The sequence below is a fragment of the Dactylosporangium sp. CA-052675 genome, assembly GCF_050947935.1.
GTDB lineage: Bacteria > Actinomycetota > Actinomycetes > Mycobacteriales > Micromonosporaceae > Dactylosporangium.
The window spans coordinates 6,225,744-6,246,865 of the sequence record NZ_CP192010.1 but is presented as its reverse complement, the minus strand read 5'-3'; the positions used below and the strand labels follow the sequence as shown (position 1 = coordinate 6,246,865).

Sequence of the window (21,122 nt, the reverse complement as noted above, 5' to 3'; positions counted from 1 at the left end):
AGGAGACACCGACATGGACGACCCCCAGATCGAGTGTCGGCTCGAGCTGTCCGACACCGACTTCATCATGAGCAACCACCGGGTGCACGGGGTCTCGGTGCTGCCCGGCGTGACGTTCCTGGACATCCTGATGCGGGTCCTGGCCGCGCAGGGCCTGGACACCGAGCGGGCCGAGCTGCGCCGCGTCCTGTTCCCCGAGCCGGTCGTCACCGCCGAGGGCGCGCCCCGGGAGCTGCGCCTGTGCGTCGGCGCACCCGGACCCGGCGGCGGCCGCCCCGTCACCGCCCAGAGCCGCTGGGCCGGCCGCCCGGACGCGCCCTGGCGGGACAACATGCGCGCCGAGCTCGTCTTCGCCGACGCCCCCGCGGCCGCGCCGCTCGACCTCGCCGCGCTGCGGGCCGGGGTCCGGCGCAGCTACCCGATCGCCGAGCTGTACGCGCGGGCCCGGGCCGAGGACATCCGGCACGGCCCGGCGATGACCTGCCACGGCGACCTGCACGTCGGCGACGGCTACCTGCTCGCCGAACTCGACCTCGACCCGGCGGCCCCGCCCGAGGACGCCTTCCACCTCCACCCGGCGAAGCTCGACGCGGCGACCATCGCGGCCTACGGCCAGACCGAGGCCGTCTCGCGGGACCCGTTCATCCCCATGTACCTCGACCGGTTCCGTGCCCCGCGGCCGCTGCGCGGCACCACGCTGCTCTACGCCCCCCGGGTCGAGACGCTCGCGGCGTCCGCCGACGTCATCGACAACGACTACGGCCTCTACGACGCGGCCGGGACGCTGCTGGCCGAGTTCGGCAAGCTCACCTGCAAACGGATCCGCCACGCCGGGCTGATCTCCCGCCTGCTCGCCGACGCGCCCTCGGCACCGGCCGCCCGCCTCGTGCGTTCCGGCGCGGACGCGGTGCGAGCCTTCACCGGCCACCTGCGGGCCCTCGTCGGTGAGCGGCTGGGCCGCCCCGCCGCGGACGTGCCGGTCGACGCCGGCTTCTACGAGCTCGGCCTGGACTCCGTCGCCATGCTCGACATCAGCCGGGAGCTGGAGCCGGTGGCCGCGACGGCGCTGTACCCGACGCTGCTGTTCGAGCACACCGACATCGCCGGCCTCGCCGAGCACCTCGGCACCGCCCACGCCTTCCACCCGCCCGCGGCGGCCGGGGACGCCCCGGACCCGACGGACCTTGCCACCACCCTGTTCCGGGCGCGGTGGACCGCCATCGGGGCCGGGCCGCACCCGGGCGCCGGGCGGCCGCTGGTGGTCGTCGGGGCCGACGAGGCCACCGTGGCGGCGCTGCGCCGTGCGGGTCACGCCGTCGACGCCCACCCCGGCGACGGGCTCGACCTCACCGACCCGGCCCAGGCCGAGCGCATCGTCTCCGCGGCCGCCGACGACGCTGCGTACGTGCGTGTCGCCCCGGCCCCGGAGGCGTCCGCCGCGGACCCGGCCCGGCCCGCGGTCGAGGCGTGGACGCTCGCCTCGGCGCTGCACCGCCGCCGCCTGGCGGCCCCCGGGCCGATCCTCTACGTGCACCCGTCGCCCGACCCGGCCGGGGCCGCGGTCGGCGCGCTGGGCCGAACCGTCGCGGCGGAGGCGCCCGCGCTGCGCATCCGCTCGGTCGGCGTCGCCGCCTGGAACCCCGGCTCGCTCGCCGCCGCGATCGCGGGGGAGGTCGCCGACCCGGCCGGCGGCAGCGAGGTCCGGCACGCCGCCGGGCGGCGCGAGGCGCGCGCCTACGACCCGCTGCCGGTGCCCGGCGGCCCGGTGCCGTTGCGCGACGGCGGCGTCTACCTGATCACCGGGGCCGACGGGGCGCTCGCCGGGCTCGTGGGGGAGCATCTCGCGCGGCGGTACCGTGCCCGCTGCATCCTGCTCGGCCGCCGCCCGCTCGGCGAGCCGCTCGCGGGGCGCATCGCCGCGTGGCGGGCCGCCGGAGCCGAGGTCCTGCACGTCGTGGCCGACCTCGCCGACGCCGGCGCCGTGCGGGCCGCCGTCGAGCGGGGCCGGGCCCACTTCGGGCGCATCGACGGCGTGCTGCACCTGGCCGGAACGCTGCGCGACGGGCTCTTCCCGGCCAAACGCCGCACCGACTTCGCCGACGTGACCGGCCCGAAGGCCGCCGGTGCCCGGCACCTCGACGCCGCCACCGCCGGCGACCGCCTCGCGTTCTTCGCCGTGTTCTCGTCCCAGTCGGCCACGGTGCCCAACCCGGGCCAGTGCGACTACGCCTACGCCAACGCCTACCTGGAGCACTTCGTCGAGTGGCGGGCGGCCCGGCCGGACCGCCACGGCGTCAGTGTCGCCGTCGCGTGGCCGCTGTGGGCCGACGGTGGCATGCGCATCGCGGACGCGGCGATCGAGCGCGCCCGGCGGGAGCACGGCACGGCACCGCTGCCGACCGGGGCGGGCCTGGCCGCGCTGGAGTCCGCCCTCGCCGCCGGCGACGGCACCGTGCTCGTGCGCTACGGCGACCCGGACCGGGCCGCGGAGGGCCTGCCCCGCCCGGAGCCGCTGCCGCCGGCCGCCCCGCACACCGAGCCCGCCCAGCCCGCCCCGCACACCGAGCCCGCCCCGCGTGCCGGCGTCGGTGACGTGGCGATCGTGGGCGTGGCCGGGCGGTACCCGCAGGCGCCCGACCTGCGCACGTTCTGGCGCAATCTCGCGGCCGGCCGCGACTGCGTCACCGAGGTTCCGGCCGGGCGCTGGGACCACGAGCGGTACTTCGACGCCGAGCGCGGAGCCCCGGGCCGCACCTACGGGCGCTGGGGCGGCTTCCTCGACGGCATCGACGAGTTCGACTTCGCGTTCTTCGGCATCTCCCGCAAGGACGCCGAGCGCATGGACCCCCAGGAGCGGCTGTTCCTCACCACCGCCTGGCAGGCGATCGAGGACGCCGGGTACGCGCCGCAGCGGCTGCGCGGGGCGCCCGTGGGCGTGTTCGCCGGCGTCACCTGGAGCCACTACCAGCTCTTCGACGAGGACGGCGTCGCCCCGGCGGCGATGCACGCGGCGGTGGCGAACCGGGTGTCGTACACCCTCGGCCTCACCGGGCCCAGCATGGCCGTGGACACCGCGTGCTCGTCGTCGCTGTCGGCCGTGCACCTGGCCGTGCAGGCGCTGCGGCTCGGGGAGTGCGACCTGGCCGTCGCCGGGGGCGTCAACCTCACCGTGCATCCGCAGAAGTACCTCCAGCTGGCCCAGGGGCAGTTCCTGTCCGACGACGGCCGCTGCCGCAGCTTCGGCGAGGGCGGCACCGGCTACGTCCCGGCCGAGGGCGTCGGCGCGGTCGTGCTCAAGCCGCTGGCCTCCGCGGTGCGCGACGGCGACCACGTGTACGGCATCATCCGCGCCACGGCGCTCAACCACGCCGGGCGCACGAGCGGCTTCACCGTCCCCAGCCCCGCCGCCCAGGCCGACCTCATCCGCGAGGCCTGGCGGCGCGGCGGCGTCGCCCCGGAGACGGTCGGCTACGTCGAGGCGCACGGCACCGGCACCTCGCTCGGCGACCCGATCGAGATCGAGGCGCTGCGCGCCGTCTTCGCCGAGTCGGCCCCGCCGGGCGGGTGCGCGGTCGGCTCGGTCAAGTCGTCGATCGGCCACGCCGAGAGCGCCGCCGGCATCGCCGCGCTGACGAAGGTGCTGCTGCAGCTGCGGTACCGCACCCTGGCGCCGTCGCTGCACGCCGAGCGGATCAACCCGCACATCGAGCTGGACGGCACGCCCCTGCACATCCAGCGCGAGGCGGCGCCGTGGCCCGCGCCCGGCGACGGGGGCCCGCGGCGGGCGGGCGTGAGCGCGTTCGGCGCCGGCGGGGCCAACGCGCACCTCGTCGTGGAGGAGGCGGCAACGGTACCGCCCCCCGAACCCGCCCCCGGCGAGGCCCTCTTCGTGCTCTCGGCCCGCGACGAGCCGGCACTGCGCCGCTACGCCGGCCAGGTCGAGGCGGCCCTCGCCGACGACCCCGGCGCGGCCGCCCCGGCCCCCGGCACGGCTTCGGCCCCCGGCACGGCCTCGGCCGCCGACACCGCCTCGGCCGCCGACGCAGTCCTGGCCGCCGTCACGGCCGCGGTCGCCGAACTGCTCGGCGTCGACGCGGCGACCGTCGACCCGGACGAGACGCTCACCGATCTGGGCCTGGACCGGGCGGCGCTGCTGAGCCTGCGCGAGCGCTTCGGCCCCGTCAGCGGCCTCGCCACGCCCCGCTCGCTGGCCGCCGCGTCGCCGGCCTCGGGCCTCGGCCTGGCCGATGCGTCGCCGGGTTCGGGTCTCGGCCTGGCCGCCGCGTCGCCGGGTTCCGGGCTCAGCCTCGCCGACGTCGCCTACACCTCGCAGGTTGGGCGGGCCGCGATGGCGCACCGCCTGGCCGTCGTCGCCGGCGACCTGCCCGCCCTGCGCGCGGCGTTGCGGGCGGTCGCCACCGGTGCCGAGCCGCCCGCCGGTGCCCTGCTCGGCGTCGCCGCCGGCGAGCACCCGGCCCTCGACCCGGCGGGGGCCGACCTGCACGAGGTGGCGGCGCGCTGGGTGGGCGGCGCCGACGTGGACTGGGCGCGGCTGCACCGCCCGGGCGCACGCCGCCGGGTGCCGCTGCCCGGGTACCCGTTCGCCGGCGAGCGCTGCTGGGTCGGCCAGTGGCGCCGCCGCGGGACCGCACCCACGTCCACGCCGACACCGCAGCCGCTGATCGAGCGCCGAGCCCTTCCCGAGCCGTTGCCGGAGCCCGGAGCCCTTCCCGAGCCGTTGCCCGAGCCCGGAGCCCTTCCCGAGCCCTTGCCCGAGCCCCGGCCGGACTCCTTGCCCGACGCCGCCGGTGACGCCCCGGTCGACGTCCGGGTGCTCGACGACGGCGTCGCGGTGGTCACGATGCGCGGCGACCGCAACATGTTCACCGAGGGGCTCGTGCGCGGCCTCGAGGCGGCGTTCGCCGGCGTGGCCGCCGACCCGTCCGTCAAGGCCGTCGTGCTCACCGCTTCCGGCCCGGCGTTCAGCATGGGCGGCACCCCCGACGCGCTGGAGCGGCTGGCCCGCGGCGACGGGCGCTTCACCGACGTACCGTTCCTCTACCGCGGCCTGCTGCGCTGCGACCGGCCCGTGGTCGCCGCCATCACCGGCCACGCCTCGGGCGGCGGCCTGGCCTTCGGCCTGTACGCCGATGTCGTCATCATGGCCCGTGAGCCCGGCTACGCGGCGAACTTCCTGCACTACGGCTTCACGCCGGGCATGGGCGCCACGTTCATCCTGGAGCACCGCTTCGGCCGGGCGCTGGCGAGCGAGATGTTCTACACCGGCCGCGCGTTCGACGGCGCGGAACTGGAGCGCCGCGGCGCGCAGGTCCGCTTCGAGAACCGAGCGGACGTCCTGCCGGCGGCGCTCGCCGTGGCCCGCGCGATCGCCCGGCAGCCGGAGCCGGCGGTCGCGGCCCTCAAGCGCGAGCTGGCCGACCGGGTGCTGACGACCGTCGACGCCGCGGTGTCGCGCGAGGTCGCCCTGCACGAGCGCGTCCTGGGCTCCGACGCGGTCGGCCTGGTCCGCGAGCACATGGGCAAGGTGGACCGCTTCGCCGGCCGGGAGACGCCCGCCCCCGCGGCGCCAGCACCGGCCCCCATCACGCTCGCCCCGGTCGCGCCCGCCCCCGCCCCCACGCCCGCCGCTCCGGCACCGGCCCCCATCACGCTCGCCCCGGTCACCCCCACACCCACGACCGTCGCCGCGCCGGGACCCGCTCCCGTAGCGCTCGCCCCGGTCGCGCCCGCTGCTGCCGCGTCCCCGTCGACCGAATTCGCGGCCGGGCCGGCGCTCGACCGCGACGAGGTGGTGGCGGCGATCGGCCGGACGCTGGGCGCCCAGCTGTACCTGGAGCCGGCCGAGATCGACCAAAGGCTGACGTTCAGCGAGATGGGCATCGACTCCCTCGGCGCCGTCGAGCTGGTCCGCGACCTCAACCGGCGCTTCGGCCTCGACCTCGACTCCGTCACCGTGTACGACCACCCGACCGTCGACCGCCTCGCCGACCACGCCCTCGACAGCGCCGCCGAGACCCGCCGCCTGGAGGCGAGGGCCACCGCGCCCGCTCCCGCCGCCCCCACGGCGCCCGACCCGGTGCCCGACACGACGCCTGACCCGGTGCCTGCCTCGGCGCCGACGCGTCTCGAACTGGAAGCCCCCGTGGCCGGCCCGCCTCCGTTGCGGCTCGCGCCGGTGGCCGCCGCACCCACCCCGGCCGCCGCGCTCGCCGAACCGTCACCGTCACCGTCACCGACACCGGCACCGGCACCGGCACCGGCACCCACACCGGCGCCGGTCACCGTGGCCGAGGCCGCGCCCGCCGGTGACGATGCCGACGACATCGCCGTCATCGGGATGTCCGGGGCGTTCCCCGACGCGCCGGACGTGGACGCGTTCTGGAACAACCTCCGGGACGGGCGGTGCAGCATCCGGGAGGTGCCCCCCGAGCGCTGGGACCCGGCCGAGACCTACGACCCCGACCGGCACGCCCCCGGCCGCAGCTACAGCAAGTGGTCCGCACCACTGGCCGACGTGGACGCGTTCGACGCGGCGTTCTTCCGCATCTCGCCGATGGAGGCGGAGCTGATGGACCCGCAGCAGCGGCTGTTCCTGCAGCGGGCGTGGGCCGCGCTCGACGACGCCGGCTACGTCCAGCGCGGGTCGCGCCGGTGCGGCGTGTTCGTCGGCAGCGGCGGCGGCGACTACCTGCGGCTGCTGGAGGCGTCCGGGCTCGACGGCGCCGGCCAGGCGTTCCTGGGCAACTCGCCGTCGATTCTCGCCGCCCGCATCGCGTACCTGCTCAACCTCACCGGCCCCACGATGTCGATCGACACCGCGTGCTCGTCGTCGCTCGTCGCCGTGCACCTCGCCGCCGAGAGCCTGCGCTCCGGCGCCTGCGACCTGGCGATCGCGGGCGGTGTCGCGGTGATGGTCACCCCGCGGATGCACGTGTGGACGAGCAAGACCGGCATGCTGTCGCCGACCGGGCGGTGCGCGCCGTTCGACGCCTCGGCCGACGGGATCGTCCTGGGCGAGGCGGTCGGCGCCGTCGTGCTCAAGCCGCTGCGCCGGGCCCTCGCCGACGGCGACCACGTCTACGCCGTGGTAAAGGCCAGCGGCGTCAACGGCGACGGGCACACCAACGGCATCACCGCGCCCAGCGCCGAGTCCCAGGCCGCCCTGCTGCGCGAGGTCTACGCCCGCGGCGGCGTCAGCCCGGCCGACGTCGGCTACGTCGAGGCCCACGGCACCGGCACCCCGCTGGGCGACCCGATCGAGTTCAAGGCCCTCGGCAACGTCTTCGGCGAGCACGCGGACGGCCGCTCCGGCTGGTGCGCGGTCGGCTCGGTGAAGGGCAACGTCGGGCACACGACCATGGCCGCGGGCATCACTGGCTTCATCAAGGCCGTCCAGGCGCTGCGGCACCGCGTCATCCCGCCCTCGCCCGGGTTCGCGACGCCGAACCCGCGCATCGACCTGGACGGCGGCCCCTTCACCGTGCCGGTCGCCCCGATGCCGTTCCCGCCGGGCCGGGACGGGATCCGCCGGGCCGCGGTGAGCAGCTTCGGCTTCAGCGGTACGAATGCGCACGTCATCCTCGCCGAGGCCCCGCCCGCCCCGGCGCCCGCCGCCACCGCCGCGGCCCGCGCCGAGCTCGTGCCCGTCTCGGCCGCGACCGAGCCGGCACTGCGCCGCCGCATCGCGCAGCTGCACGACGCCCTGCACGACGCCCCGGCCGGTGAGGAGTCCCTGCGCGACCTGGCCCACACGCTCGGCACCGCCCGCGCCCACCTGCCGGCCCGGGCCGCCTTCGTCGTCACCGACGTGGCCGGGCTGCGCGAGCGCCTGGCCGCCTGGTCGCCCGCCGACCCGGTCCCGGCGGCGGTGGACGCCCCCGGCCCGGACGCCGGCGGCGACCCGAGCCGGCACGCCGAGCTGGCCCGGCTGGCCGCCGCGTACGTCGCGGGCACGGACCCGGACTGGGCCGCGCTGCACGACGGCGAGCCCGTGCGCCGCGTGCGCATCCCCGGCTACCCCTTCGAGCCCGAGCGGTACTGGCCGGCCGGCGGCCGCCCGGCGGACACGAGGGGGGTGGATCCCCGGGACGAGCTCGTGACGCACCACCGCTTGGCCGGTCGCCCGGCGGACACGTGGCGGGCGGACCCCGGGGACGAGCTCGTGACGCACCACCGCCTGGCCGGTCGCCCGGTGCTCGCCGGCGCCGTCTCGGCCTGCTGGGCGCTGGCGAGCCGGGGCGGACCGGCTCGGCTCACCGCGCTGCGCTGGCTGCGTCCGGTCGAGCTCGACGCGCCGCGCACCCTGCGTCTGCGCGCCGGCACCGACGGGGCGTTCACCGTCGAGGACGAGGACGCCGTGGTGTACGCGCGCGGCGTCGCCGGCCCCCTGCCCCCGGCCCCGCGCGAGCGGCTCGACGTCGACGCCGTGGCCGCCCGCTGCCCGGCCCGGCGCGACGTCACCGAGCTCTACGCGGCGTTCGCCGCGGCCGGCCTCGACTACGGGCCGTCCTATCGCATCGCCGCGCTCGCCGTCGGCGACGACGAGGCCCTCGCCGCGTTCGCCCCGCGCGCCGGCACCCCGGACGGGCCCGCCCCGGCGGTCGCCGACGGCGTGCTCGACCCGCGCCGGCTGGACGGTGCCTGGCAGGCCATCGCGGCGCTGACCGACGCCGCGGCCGCCGGCCCGCTCCTGCCCTTCGCCGCCGACGCGATCGAGGTGCCCGACCCGGCCGCGGTCGCCGCCCACGCCCACGTCCGCCGCACCGGCGAGCACCGCTACGACGTGGCGATCGCCGACGCCGAGGGCCGCGTGGCGCTGCGCTGCACCGGCCTCGCGCTGCGCCCCGCCCGGACCCCGGCCGCGCCCGGCAGCGCCACGGCGGTCGGCAGCGGCACGGCGGTCGGCAGCGGCACGGCGGTCGGCAGCGGTGCGGCGGTCGGCAGCGGTGCGGTGGTCGGCAGCGGTGCGGTGGTCGGCAGCGGTGCGGTGGTCGGCAGCGGTGCGGTGGCCGGCAGCGGTGCGGTGGCCGGCAGCGGCACGGCGGCCGCCGGGGACCCGATGCTGCTCTGCCCGCACTGGGCCGAGACGCCCGTCGCGGCCGGACCGCACGCCGGCCGGGCGATCGTCGTGGCCGCATCCTCGGCGGGCGAGGCCGACGCCCTCGCCGACGCCCTCGCCGACAGCCTCGGCCCCGGCACCGTGCGCGCGACGCTCGGCGAGCCGCTGCCCGCCGCGGCGTCCACGGTGGACACCGCGTATCTGCTGTGCGGCCCCGGCTCGCCCGGCGGGGCCACGGTCGCGGCGGCCGTGCGCAGCGTGCGGGCGCTGGCGACGACCGTGCCCGCCGGACGAGCGCTCCGGCTGACCGTCGCCGCCGCCGGTGCCGTCGCGACCGGCCCCGGAGACCGGGTGGACCCGGATGTGGCGGGCGTGTTCGGCGTCGCGCGCTCCGCGGCGGCCGAGCACCGGGCGTGGACGGTCCGCTGCGTCGACGTCGGGCTCGACGCCGCGGACGGCTCGGGCCCGGACGTGGCCGTGCGGCGCATCACCGCGGACGCGCACGGGGAGCCGCTGCTGGCCTGGCGGGACGGGCGCGCGCGGCGGCTGCGGTTCGTCCGGGCCGAGCCGCCCGCGCCGGACCGGGAGCCGTTCCGCGACGGTGGCGTGTACCTCGTCGTCGGCGGCGCCGGCGGGCTCGGCGCCGCGCTCAGCCTGCAGCTGGCCCGCCGGCACCGGGCGCGGCTGGTGTGGACCGGCCGCCGGGAGCGCACCCCCGCGATCGCCGAGGCGCTGCGGGCCGTGGCCGAGGCGGGCGGGGAGGCCGAGTACGTGCGCGCCGACGTCACCGACCCGGCGGCGGTCCGGGCGGCCGTGGCGCTCGCCCGGCGCCGGTTCGGCCGGCTCGACGGCGTGCTGCACGCCGCCGGGGTGTGGCGGGACGCGGCACTGACCCGCCTCGACGACGCCGCCGTGGCCGAGGTGCTGGCCCCGAAGCTCGCCGGCACGGCAACGCTGCTCGACGCGCTGCGCGACGAGCCGCCCGGACTGTGCGTGCTGTTCTCCTCCGCGGCGTCGTTCGTGGCGGCGGGCGGCCAGGCCAACTACGCCGCGGCCAGCGCCGCCCAGGACGCGTGCGCCGCGGCCGCCCCGTTCCCCGTCACCGTGGTCAACTGGGGGTACTGGGGCGGGGTCGGTGCCGTCGCGGGAGACGCCTACGCGCACCGGTTCGCCGGCCTCGGGGTTCGTTCGATCGAGCCGGATGCCGGGTACCGTGCGCTGCGCCGCGTCCTCGCCGCCGGGCTGCCGCAGGTCCTGGTGCTCGACGCGGACCCGGTCCGGCTGGGCGAGTACGGCATCGCGGTCGCCGACCCCGAGCCGGCGGCCGGGCCCGACGTCGCGCCCGAGCCGGCGGCCGGGCCCGACGTCGCCGCGGTGCGCGAGTACCTGCGCGACGTCTTCGCCGAGGTGCTCAAGTGCCGGCCGGAGACCCTGCGGGACCGGGAGACGTTCGAGACGTTCGGCGTCGACTCGCTGGTCGCGGTCGATCTCGTCCACCGCCTCGCCGCCGATCTGGGTGAGCTGCCGGCGACGCTGCTGTTCGAGCACATGACCATCGACCGGCTCGCGAACCACCTGCTCGCCGAGTGGCCGGGGGAGCTGGCCCGCGTGCTGGCCGGCCGCGACGATGCGACGACCGCGCCCGAGGCCGGCACGGTCCGTACCGAATCCGCCAGTACCGAATCCGCCAGTACCGAATCCGCCAGTACGGAATCCGCCAGTACCGAATCCGGCAGTACCGAATCCGCCAGAACGGAACCCGTCGAGGATCCCGGCGCCGTCGCGGTCGTCGGCGTCACCGGCCGCTATCCCGAGTCCCCGGACCTCGACGCCCTGTGGCGCAACCTGCGCGCGGGCGCCAACTGCATCCGCGAGGTGCCGGCGTCTCGATGGGACTGGCGCGAACACTTCGACCCGCGCAAGGGCCGGCGCGGCCGCACGTACGGGCGCTGGGCCGGCTTCATCGAGGACGTCGACCAGTTCGATGCCGCCCACTTCTCGGTGCTGCCCCGCGACGCGGCCGCCATGGACCCGCAGGAGCGGCTGTTCCTGGAGACCTGCTGGAACCTGCTGGAGGAGGCCGGGTACCTCGGGCCGAGCCGCCACGAGCCGGCGACCGGTGTCTTCGTCGGCACCATGTACGGCTCCTACGGCAAGCTCGCCGCCGCGCGCGGATGGCCCCGCGGCGAGTTCGCCGGCGCCCACTCGGCGTACTGGTCGCTGGCGAACCGGGTGTCGTACACCTTCGACCTGAGCGGTCCGAGCTTCGCCGTGGACTCGGCGTGCTCGTCGTCGCTGACCGCGGTGCACCTGGCGTGCGAGAGCCTGCGGCGAGGCGAGTGCCGCATGGCGATCGCCGGGGGCGTGAACGTCATCATCCACCCCGCGCACCTCGTCGCCCTGTCGGCGATGAACATGCTCGCCAGCGGCGACGGCTGCCGCACCTTCGATGCGGCCGCGGACGGCTACGTGCCGGGCGAGGGCGTCGGCGCGGTGCTGCTCAAGCCGCTGGCCGCCGCGCGCGCCGACGGCGACCGGATCTGGGCCGTCATCCGGGCGAGCCTGGCCAACGCGGGCGGCAAGACCAGCGGGTACACCGTGCCGAACCCCAACGCCCAGGCCGATCTCGTCCGTGCCACGCTGCACCGGGCGGGCGTCGACCCGGCCACGATCGGCTACGTCGAGGCGCACGGCACCGGCACGGAGCTCGGCGACCCCATCGAGATCGCGAGCCTCACCCGCGCGTTCGGGGCGCGGCCGGCGGGGGCGGCCCCGTGCCCCGTCGGGTCGGTCAAGGCCAACGTCGGGCACCTGGAGGGCGCGGCCGGCATCGTCGGGCTCACGAAGGTACTGCTGCAGCTGCGCCACCGCGAACTGTTCCCCGCCGCCAACCTCGACACGGTCAACCCCAAGATCGACTTCGCCGGCTCGCCCTTCCGCCCCCAGCGCGAGCTGGCGCCGTGGCCGCGGCCGGACGGCGGCGCGCCCCGCCGGGCCGGGGTGAGCTCGTTCGGCGCCGGCGGCGCGAACGTCCACGTCGTGCTGGAGGAGTGCGAGCCCGAGCCCGCACCGCCGGCCGCTGACGGCCCGGCCCTGTTCCTGCTCTCGGCCCGCACGCCCGAGCGCCTGCGCGCGTACGCGGCCCGCGTCGCGGCGTTCCTGCGCACCCCGGACGGCGCCGGCGCCGACCCGGCCGCGCTCGCCTACACCAGCCAGGTCGGCCGCCGCGAGTCCGACGAGCGGCTCGCCGCCCGCGCCGACGACCTGCCCGCGCTCGCCCGGCGGCTGGCCGCGTTCGGCGCCGGCGAGGACGCCGGGCCCGGTCTGTGGCATGCGACGGCATCGGCCCGGCCGCCCGCGCCGCCCCGCGACGGCGGGCCGGATCAGCTCGCCGGGCTGGCCCGCGCCTGGACCGGCGGCGCCGAGGTCGACTGGGCCGCCCGCTGGAGCGGCCGCCCCCGGATCGTGGCGTTCCCGACCACGCCGTTCGCCCGTCGCCGCTTCTGGCTGCCCGACGCGCCCACGGACCCTGCTTCGGACCTTGCTTCGGCCTCAGCTTCGGCCCCAGCTTCGGACTCTGCGGCGGACCTTGCTTCGGACTGTGCCTGGGCCGACCTCACCGGCGACGCGCCCCACCTTCGCGAGCACCGGGTGCGCGGCGAGCGCTGGCTGCCCGGCGCGGCGCTGCTCGACGCGGTGCGCACGGCGGCGGCCGGGTCGGGCGTCGACGCGGACGTGGTCCGTGACCTGCGCTGGCTCGCCCCGGTGCGGCTCGACGCGGGCAACGAGCGGTTGCCGATGCGGTTTCGCGGCGACGGTACCGCAACCGCCTTCGCCGCCGGCCCGCCCGACGCCCCGGTCGCGACCGGCACGCTGGAGCCCGGCGCCGGCCGGCCGGAGCCGTTCGACCTCGACGCCGTGCGGGCCCGCTGCGGCCGGGAGCGCGACGTGACCGCCTTCTACGCGGGCCTGGCCGCGGGCGGCCTCGAATACGGACCGGGGATGCGCTCGGTGCGCGCCCTGTGGACCGGCGAGGGCGAGGGGCTGGCCCGGCTGGACGGCGGCCCGGTGTCCGGTGTGGACGGTGCGCTGCAGGCGCTGGCCGCGCTCGGCACCGCCGGCGACGCCCGGGTCCCGGTCGGGTTCGACCGCGCCGACTACGGCGCCCCGTTCACCGGCGCCGGGTGGGCCTGGGTCCGCCGCAGTGGCCCCCACCGCTTCGACCTCGACCTGGCCGACGAGTCCGGCCGTCCGGTGCTCGCCGTCCGGGGTCTGCGCGTCGCCGCCGTGCCGGTCGGCGTGGCCCGCGACGCCGAGGATGCCGATTCCGCCCGGTGGTCCCTGCGGCGGCCGGCCTGGGTCGCCGAGCCGCTGCCGCCGCGCAGCGCGCAACCACCGTCGCTGACGATCCTGATCGCCCCGGACGCGGCCGTCGCGGCGCCGGCCCGGGCCCGGCTCGAGCGCGACGGCGGCCGCTGCGTGACGGTCGTGCCGGGTGACGGGTTCGCCCGCGACGCCGACGGGTTCACGGTACGGGCCGGGTCCCGCGACGACCTGTACGCGGTGGCCGAGACGCTGGCCGCCGAGGGCGCCCGGCCCGGTGCGGTGCTGCGCCTGCCGGCCGACGAGCCGGCCTGGACCGGCGGTCCCGGCCTGGACGAGCGCATCGCCACCGGGCTGCTGACGGTGCTGTGGATGAGCACCGCCCTGCTGGCCGAGCGCGGCCCCGGCGAGCTGCGCATCGTGTACGGGTACGCCTCGGCCAGCCCGGCCGGGCAGCCGCACGACGCCGCCGTCACCGGCGCGCTGCGCACCCTGGCGCTGGAGCATCAGCGGGTCCGGGGCGCGGTCGTGGCCTTCGAGGGGGCCGACGCGACCGCCGGGCCGCGGCGGCACGCCGAGGCGCTCGTCGACGAGCTGCTGGCGTGCGGGCCGCAGGCCGACCGGGTCCGCTACACCGGCGGGCGCCGCGAGGTGCGCCGGCTGGAGCGGGCCGAGGCGGGTGAGCCGGTCGGCGTGCGTCGGGGTGGTGCGTACCTCGTCACCGGCGGCGCCGGCGGCCTCGGACTGCGGTTCGCCCGGCACCTCGCCGAGCGGGGCGCGGGATCGGTCGTCCTCGTCGGACGGTCCGAACTGGACGGTGACCGGCGTGCGGCGCTGGACGGGATGCCGGCCGAGGTCGAGTACCACGCCGTGGACGTCACCGACGCCGACGCCCTCGAGCGGCTGGTCGCCGCCGTCACCGAGCGGCACGGTCCGCTGCGCGGGGTCCTGCACGCGGCCGGCGTGACCCGCGACGCCCGGTCCGTGGCCAAGACCGAGGAGCAGGTGGCCGCGGTGCTCGCGGCGAAGGTGGCCGGAACCGTCGCCGTCGACCGGGCCACCGCCGGGCAGCCGCTGGACTTCCTCGCGCTGTTCTCGTCCGTCGTCGCCGAGACGGGCAACCCGGGCCAGGCCGACTACGCCTACGCCAACGCGTTCCTGGCGGCCTTCGCCGGGCTGCGCGAGCAGTGGCGGGCCGCCGGCATCCGCGCCGGCCGCACGGTCGCGATCGGCTGGCCGCTGTGGCGCGACAGCGGCATGCGGGTCGACGAGGCGACCCTCGCGGTGCTGCGCCGCCGCTTCGGCATGGTGCCGCTGGAGCCCGAGGACGGCCTGCGCGCCTTCGCCGCCGCCCTCGCGCTGGACTCGCCCGAGGTGGTGGTGGACTCCTCGACGTCCATCGCCGAGCCGTCCCCCGTCGGGGCGTCTCCGGCCGGGCCGTCCACGGCCGAGCCGTCCCCCGCGGAGCAGCCGGATGCCGAAGAGGCGGCCGGCGACGGCGCCGCGGACCGCGTCGACGCCGTGCGGGCCGAGCTGCGCGAGATGGCCGCGGCGTTCCTGCTCGTCGACCCGGCGGAGGTCGAGCTGGGGGCGGAGCTGATGGACCTCGGCTTCGACTCGATCTCGCTGACCGAGCTCGTCAACCAGATCAACGAGCGCTACGGCCTGGACCTGCTGCCGACGGTGCTGTTCGAGTGCCCCGACCTCGACGCGGTCGCCGACTACCTCGTGCGCACCCATCCAGCGGCCGTCGCGGCCCGCCATCCGGCTCCCACACCCCCCACACCCGAGCCGTCACCCGCGCCGGCAGCCGAGCCGTCACCCGCGCCGGCACCCGAGCCGACCGCTGCGGCCGAGCCGGTCGCACCCGCGGCGCCGGCGGTCACGGCCGGGCCCCGACGCCGGCGGATCGCCGTGATCGGGATGGCCGGGGTGCTGCCCGGGTGCGCGGATCTCGACGAGTTCTGGCGGCACCTGCGCGCCGGTGACGACCTCGTCGGCGAGGTGCCCGCCGACCGGGCCGACCTGCGGGCCGACCCCGGCACCCGGCACCTGCGCGGCGGGTTCCTGTCCCATGTGGACCGCTTCGCGGCCGGGTTCTTCGGCGTGGCCCCGCGCGAGGCCGCGCTGATGGACCCGCAGCAGCGGCTGTTCCTGCAGACGGCGTGGCGGGCGGTGCAGGACGCCGGCTACCGGCCGTCGGCCCTCGCCGGCACCGCCACCGGCCTGTTCGCGGGCGTGTCCACATCGGACTACCAGGACCTGCTCAAGGGCCACGGGGTGCCGGTCGAGGCGCACACCGCCACCGGCATCGCGCACTCGATCCTGGCCAACCGGGTGTCGTACCTGCTGGATCTGCGCGGCCCGAGCGAGGTCGTCGACACCGCCTGCTCCAGCTCGCTCGTGGCCGTGCACCGGGCCGTCGCCGCGCTGCGGGCCGGCGACTGCGACCTCGCCCTCGCCGGCGGCGTCAACGTCCTGCTCAGCCCGGGCCTGTTCAACGCCTTCACCCAGTCCGGCATGCTCAGCCCGGACGGCCGCTGCAAGACCTTCGACGCCGACGCCGACGGGTACGTGCGCGGCGAGGGCTGCGGCGTGGTCGTCCTCAAGGATCTGCAGCGGGCCGAGCGCGACGGCGACCACATCTACGCCGAGATCCTCGGCAGCGCGGTCAACCACGGCGGGCGGGCGCCGTCGCTCACCGCCCCGAACCCGGCCGCCCAGGCCCGGGTCATCGCCGCCGCCTGGCGCGACGCCGCGGTCGACCCGGAGACGATCACCTACCTCGAGGCCCACGGCACCGGCACGAAGCTCGGCGACCCCGTCGAGATCGAGGGCGTCAAGCAGGCGCTGGCGGACCTCGGACGCACCCGCCCGGGCGGGCAGACCCTCGCGATCGGCGCGGTGAAGACGAACGTGGGCCACCTGGAGGCGGCGGCCGGCATCGCGGGAATCCTGAAGGTACTGCTGGCCATGCGCCACGGTGAGCTGCCCCCGAGCCTGCACCTGCGCCAGGTGAACCCGCATGTGCGCCTCGACGGAACCCCCCTGCGCCTGCAGACGCGGCTGGCACCGTGGCCGGGGACGCCGCGGCGCGCCGGGGTCAGCTCGTTCGGCTTCGGCGGGACCAACGCCCACGTCGTGCTGGAGGCCCACGGCACCCGCGCCGCCGGGCCGGCGCCGGCCGGGCCCCTCGCGTTCGTCCTGTCCGCGCCGACGCCCGAGGCGCTGGCCGACTACGCCGCCACGCTCGGCCGGCACCTGCGCGCCGAGACGCCGGACCTGGCCCGCGTGGCCTGGACGCTGCAGACCGGCCGGGAGGACCTCGCCGAGCGGCTCGCCATCGTCACCGCGAGCCGCGACGAGCTCCTCGCCGCGCTGGAGGCCGCCGGGCGGGGCGAGACGCCCGCGGGGCTGCTGCGCGGGACGGTGCTGCGCTCGACGGCCGCACCCGACGACCCCGGACCGGCGGCCGGGCCCCTCGCCCGGGCGGAGGCGTGGATCGCGGGGGCGCCGGTCGGCTGGGCGGGTGCGTGGCCGAGCCCCCCGGGACGGGTACCGCTGCCCGGCTTCCCGTTCGCCGAGACCCGCCACTGGTTCACGATTCCCACCGCGGAGGTCACGTTGTCCCAGCCCGCAACGCCGCCCGGTACAGGCCGGCCGAAGCTGCGCCTGACCCCGTTGCCCGCGTCCACACCCAAACCCGAGCCCGCCGCGGCGCCCGTGCCAGCACCCGCTCCGGCACCACCGCCGGCTCCGGCAGCACCGCCACCGCCTCCGCCGGCTCCGGCAGCACCGCCACCGCCTCCGCCGGCTCCGGCTCCGGCCGGCCCGGGCCGGGGCGCCGTCGAGGAGCTCGTCGTCGCGCGGCTGGGGCAGATCCTGGGCCTGCCGAAGGCGGCGATCGCGCTGGACCAGCCGTTCGGCGACCTCGGGCTCGACTCCATCTACCGCATGGAGCTCGTACGGCTGCTCAACGCGACCTTCGAACTGGACCTGAAGGCGACGGAGCTATACGAGTACGACACCGTCGACCGCCTGAGCGCGTTCGTCGCCGCCGCGGCCACCGCCGCGACCACCGCCGCGCCCGAGCCGGTTGTGCCGGAGGCGCCCGACGTGGAGACGGCCCTCGCCGCGGTGATCGACGCGGCGCCCGAGCCGGTGGTGCCGGAGGCGCCCGACGTGGAGACGGCCCTCGCCGCGGTGATCGACGCGGCGCTCGAGCGGCCCTGGGACCGGCGGGTGTCGTTCGCCGACAACGGGTTCACGTCCTTCGACATGCTGCGGGTGGTCGGCGCCCTGGAGCGGGGCCTCGGCGCCATGCGCAAGACCGTGCTGTTCGACCATCCCACGCTCGGCGGCCTCGCCGCGCACCTCGCGCAGCAGCACGGCGCCGCGCTGCCCGCCCGGCTCGCGCAGGCCGCGCCGCCCCGCCCCGACGCCGCCGGGCCCGCGGTCGGCGGCACGACGGAGGCGGGCCCGTGGATGTTCGCCAAGCGGGAGCTCGACGCCGGTACCGCGACGCTCGTGGCCGAGCTCGAGCAGCGCCACGGCAAGGAGGGCGGCCTGCCCGGGCGTGACATCGCCCCGCTGCTGTTCATCGGCTCGCGCCGCACCGCGTACTTCAACGCCTCGCAGCGCGACGGCGTCCTGCTCGCCTGGAGCTACGTCGGCTCCGCGGTCGACCTGGAGGAGCTCACCGCCGAGTGGGTCGCCCACGCCGAGCGGCACGGCCTGCGCCCCAACCAGCTGTCCATGGTGCGGCTGAGCGAGGTGGCGGGGCGGCCGTTCACCGCCACGCCCTTCGGCGTCGTGCAGCGGCTGGACAAGCTGCCCGAGTTCACGCTGGACGGCGGCCCGATGACCCGGGTGCGCTCGCTCGTCAGCCGGTTCCAGCGGGCGGGGAAGGCGCGCGTCGAGGAGTACCGCGTCGGCTCCGATCCCACGACCGACCAGGCGATCGTGGCCATCATCGACGGGTGGACCGCGACCAAGGAGATGATCAATCCGTACGTCGGGACCGTCCGCGACGAGATCGGGCGGGGCGTGCTCGCCGAGCGGCACCGGATGTTCCTCACCTACGTCGACGACGAGCTCATCGCGGCCGTCATCGTCACGCGCATCCCGTCGGAGCCCGGCTACCTGCTCGACCTCGAGTTCTACCCGCACGCGATGCCGCGCGGGGGCCTGGAGTACACCATCGTCGCCATCATCGAGCGGATCACCGCCGAGGGCAGCACGATGTTCAGCTTCGGCGGCACCTTCGGGGTCCAGGTGACCGGCTCGCCCAACGCCGACCCGGCCGTGGAGCGGGCCCTGGCCGAGCTGCGGGAGTCCGGCGTCTTCTCCGGCGAGGGCAACTTCCGCTTCAAGAACAAGTTCCGGCCGGTGAACCTGCCGATCTACCTGTGCCGCCCCGCCGATGCCGACCCGGCCGACGTGACCGCCGTCCTGCTGATGATCACCAATCCGACGGTGAAGCCCGCAGCCCCGGCCAAGCCCGAGGCGCCCGAACACCGCCGGCCCGTGGCGCCCGTTCAACGCCGGCCCGAGGCGCCTGAACACCGCCGGCTTGTGGCACCCGAGCACCGCCGGCCCGTGGCGCCCGCTCGGCGGCAGCCCGAGACGCCCGCACCGCGACGGGCGGAGACGACGCCGTATCAGGGGCAGCTGGACCGGTACGGCCACAATCCCGTGCGGATCCCGGCCGCCGAGGTCGGCGTGGACCTGCTCACCGACTCCTGGGCCGAGCTCGACGCGGACTTCGTCCGGGCCGGCACCGCGGCCGTGCGCGAGCGCGCCACGGCCCACTCCGGCGCCCTCGACCTCGGCCCGCGCCCCGCCCTGCCGTTCTCGTGCGTCGTCCCGGTCGCCTCCGGCCGCGCGGCCGAGGCCCTGCTCTGCCGCGCGTGGGCGGGCCCGGGGCGGTACGTCGTGCAGAACCCGCTCTTCCCGACCTGGACCCTCAGCCGGCTCGACCGGGGCCTCTCGGCCCTGCCGGTGCGCCGCACCGGCGACGGCGCCGACCTCGACCCCGGGCATCTCGCCGAACTGCTGGCCGCGCACCCGGGTGACGTCGCGTTCGTCGCGGTCGAGGTGAGCACCAACGCGCTCGGCGGGGTGCCGCTGAGCCTGGACAACCTGCGCCGCATCCGCGCGATCACGCGCGAGCACGGGGTGTCGCTGGTGCTGGACGCCACCCGGCTGGTCGACAACGCCATCGCCGTCGCCGAGCGCGACGGCCGCGACGCCTGGGCGGTGGCGGGGGAGATGCTGGCCCTGGCCGACGCGGTGACGATGGGGTTGTCGAAGGACTTCGGCGTCGACCGCGGCGGTCTCGTCGCGACATCGGACCCGGCCCTCGCCGAGCGGCTGCGCGAGCACGTGGCGCTGCGCGGCTGTGAGGTGAACCTCGCCGACCGGCGGCTCATCGACGCCGCGCTGGCCGATCCGCAGCGGGTGGTCGCCGGGGTCCGGGCGCGGATGGCCGCCGTCGCCGCGCTCGCGCAGGCCCTGCGGTCGGCCGAGGTGCCGATCGTGGAGCCGGTCGGCGGGCACTGCGTGCTGCTGGACACCGCCCGGATGCCCCGTCTGGCCGGTCTCGCCCATCCGGTGCAGGCGCTGCTGGCCTGGCTCTACGCGGGCACCGGCGTCCGGGGCGCCGCGCACCTCGCCGACGACAGCGTCGACGGGTCCGGCGCCTGGGTGCGCCTGGCGGTGCCGGTCGGGCTTGCGGCCGAGGTGGCCGCCGAGGCCGGCCGGGCCCTCGCCGAGCGCTACCGCGACCCGGCGCCCGTGCCCGACCTGCTGATCGTGGACGAGACCGGGCCGGCGCCCCAGGCCGTGTACCACCCGGCCGGGCGCATCCCCGAGGACGTGCGCGCGGCGATGGACGAGGGGCACCGGCCCGCCGACGACAACTGGGCGGTGCTGCGCGAGCACCAGCCGCGGGTGCGCCGCGACCTGGTGCGCCTCGACGACGGCGAGGTGGAGGTGTTCACCGCCGGCGACGGCCCGGTCCTGCTGCTCATGCCGCCCTTCAACATCGGCGCTGGGTTCTATGCGCCGCAGTTCGCCGCGCTCGCCGACCGGATGCGGGTGGTCGCCGTGCACCACGCGGGCGTCGGCGCGACCACCGCCGCCGGGAACCTGTCCATCGAGGGCATCGTCGGGCTGATGGCCCGCACGCTCGACGCGCTGGGGCTGCGCGAGCCGGTACACCTGGCCGGCTCCTCCTTCGGCGGGCTGCCCGCCGCCGCGTTCGCCCTGCGCCACCCGGACCGCGTCGCGTCGCTCACGCTGATCGCCAGCTCCTACCGGGTCGGCAACCGGGCCGGGGAGATGAACCGGCTCTCGCTCGTGGCCCGCGAGGACTTCGAGCGGCTCACCGCCGCCGGCGTGACGCGGGCGGACGAGGCGCGGGCGTGGGAGCGGCTGCTGCTGCGCTGCGAGAGCATGGACGCGCAGATCGGGCTGCGGTACCTCGACGAGTTCGCCGCCAATCCCGACCTGCTGGGCCGCCTGCCGGGTCTCGCCGTCCCGACGCTGCTCGTGCACGGCCGGCTCGACTCGGTCGTGCCGCTCAAGACCGCGCACCTGCTGCACGGCACCATCCCCGACACCCGCTACGAGGAGCTGCCCGACGCCGGGCACTTCCCGAGCCTGACCCACGCCGCCCGGGTCAACGCGCTGCTGGCCGAATTCACCGCTCGCTGAGAGG

Annotated in this window: 1 protein-coding gene; it reads left to right on the top strand. The window is 77.4% G+C overall.

Features of this window, described 5'->3' with window-relative positions:
* The first annotated feature begins 13 nt into the window (after positions 1–13).
* Positions 14–21,118, top strand: coding sequence for an SDR family NAD(P)-dependent oxidoreductase (locus ACQP1P_RS27875; protein WP_433074705.1), 21,105 nt, complete (start codon positions 14–16; stop codon positions 21,116–21,118).
* The last annotated feature ends 4 nt before the right edge of the window (positions 21,119–21,122 follow it).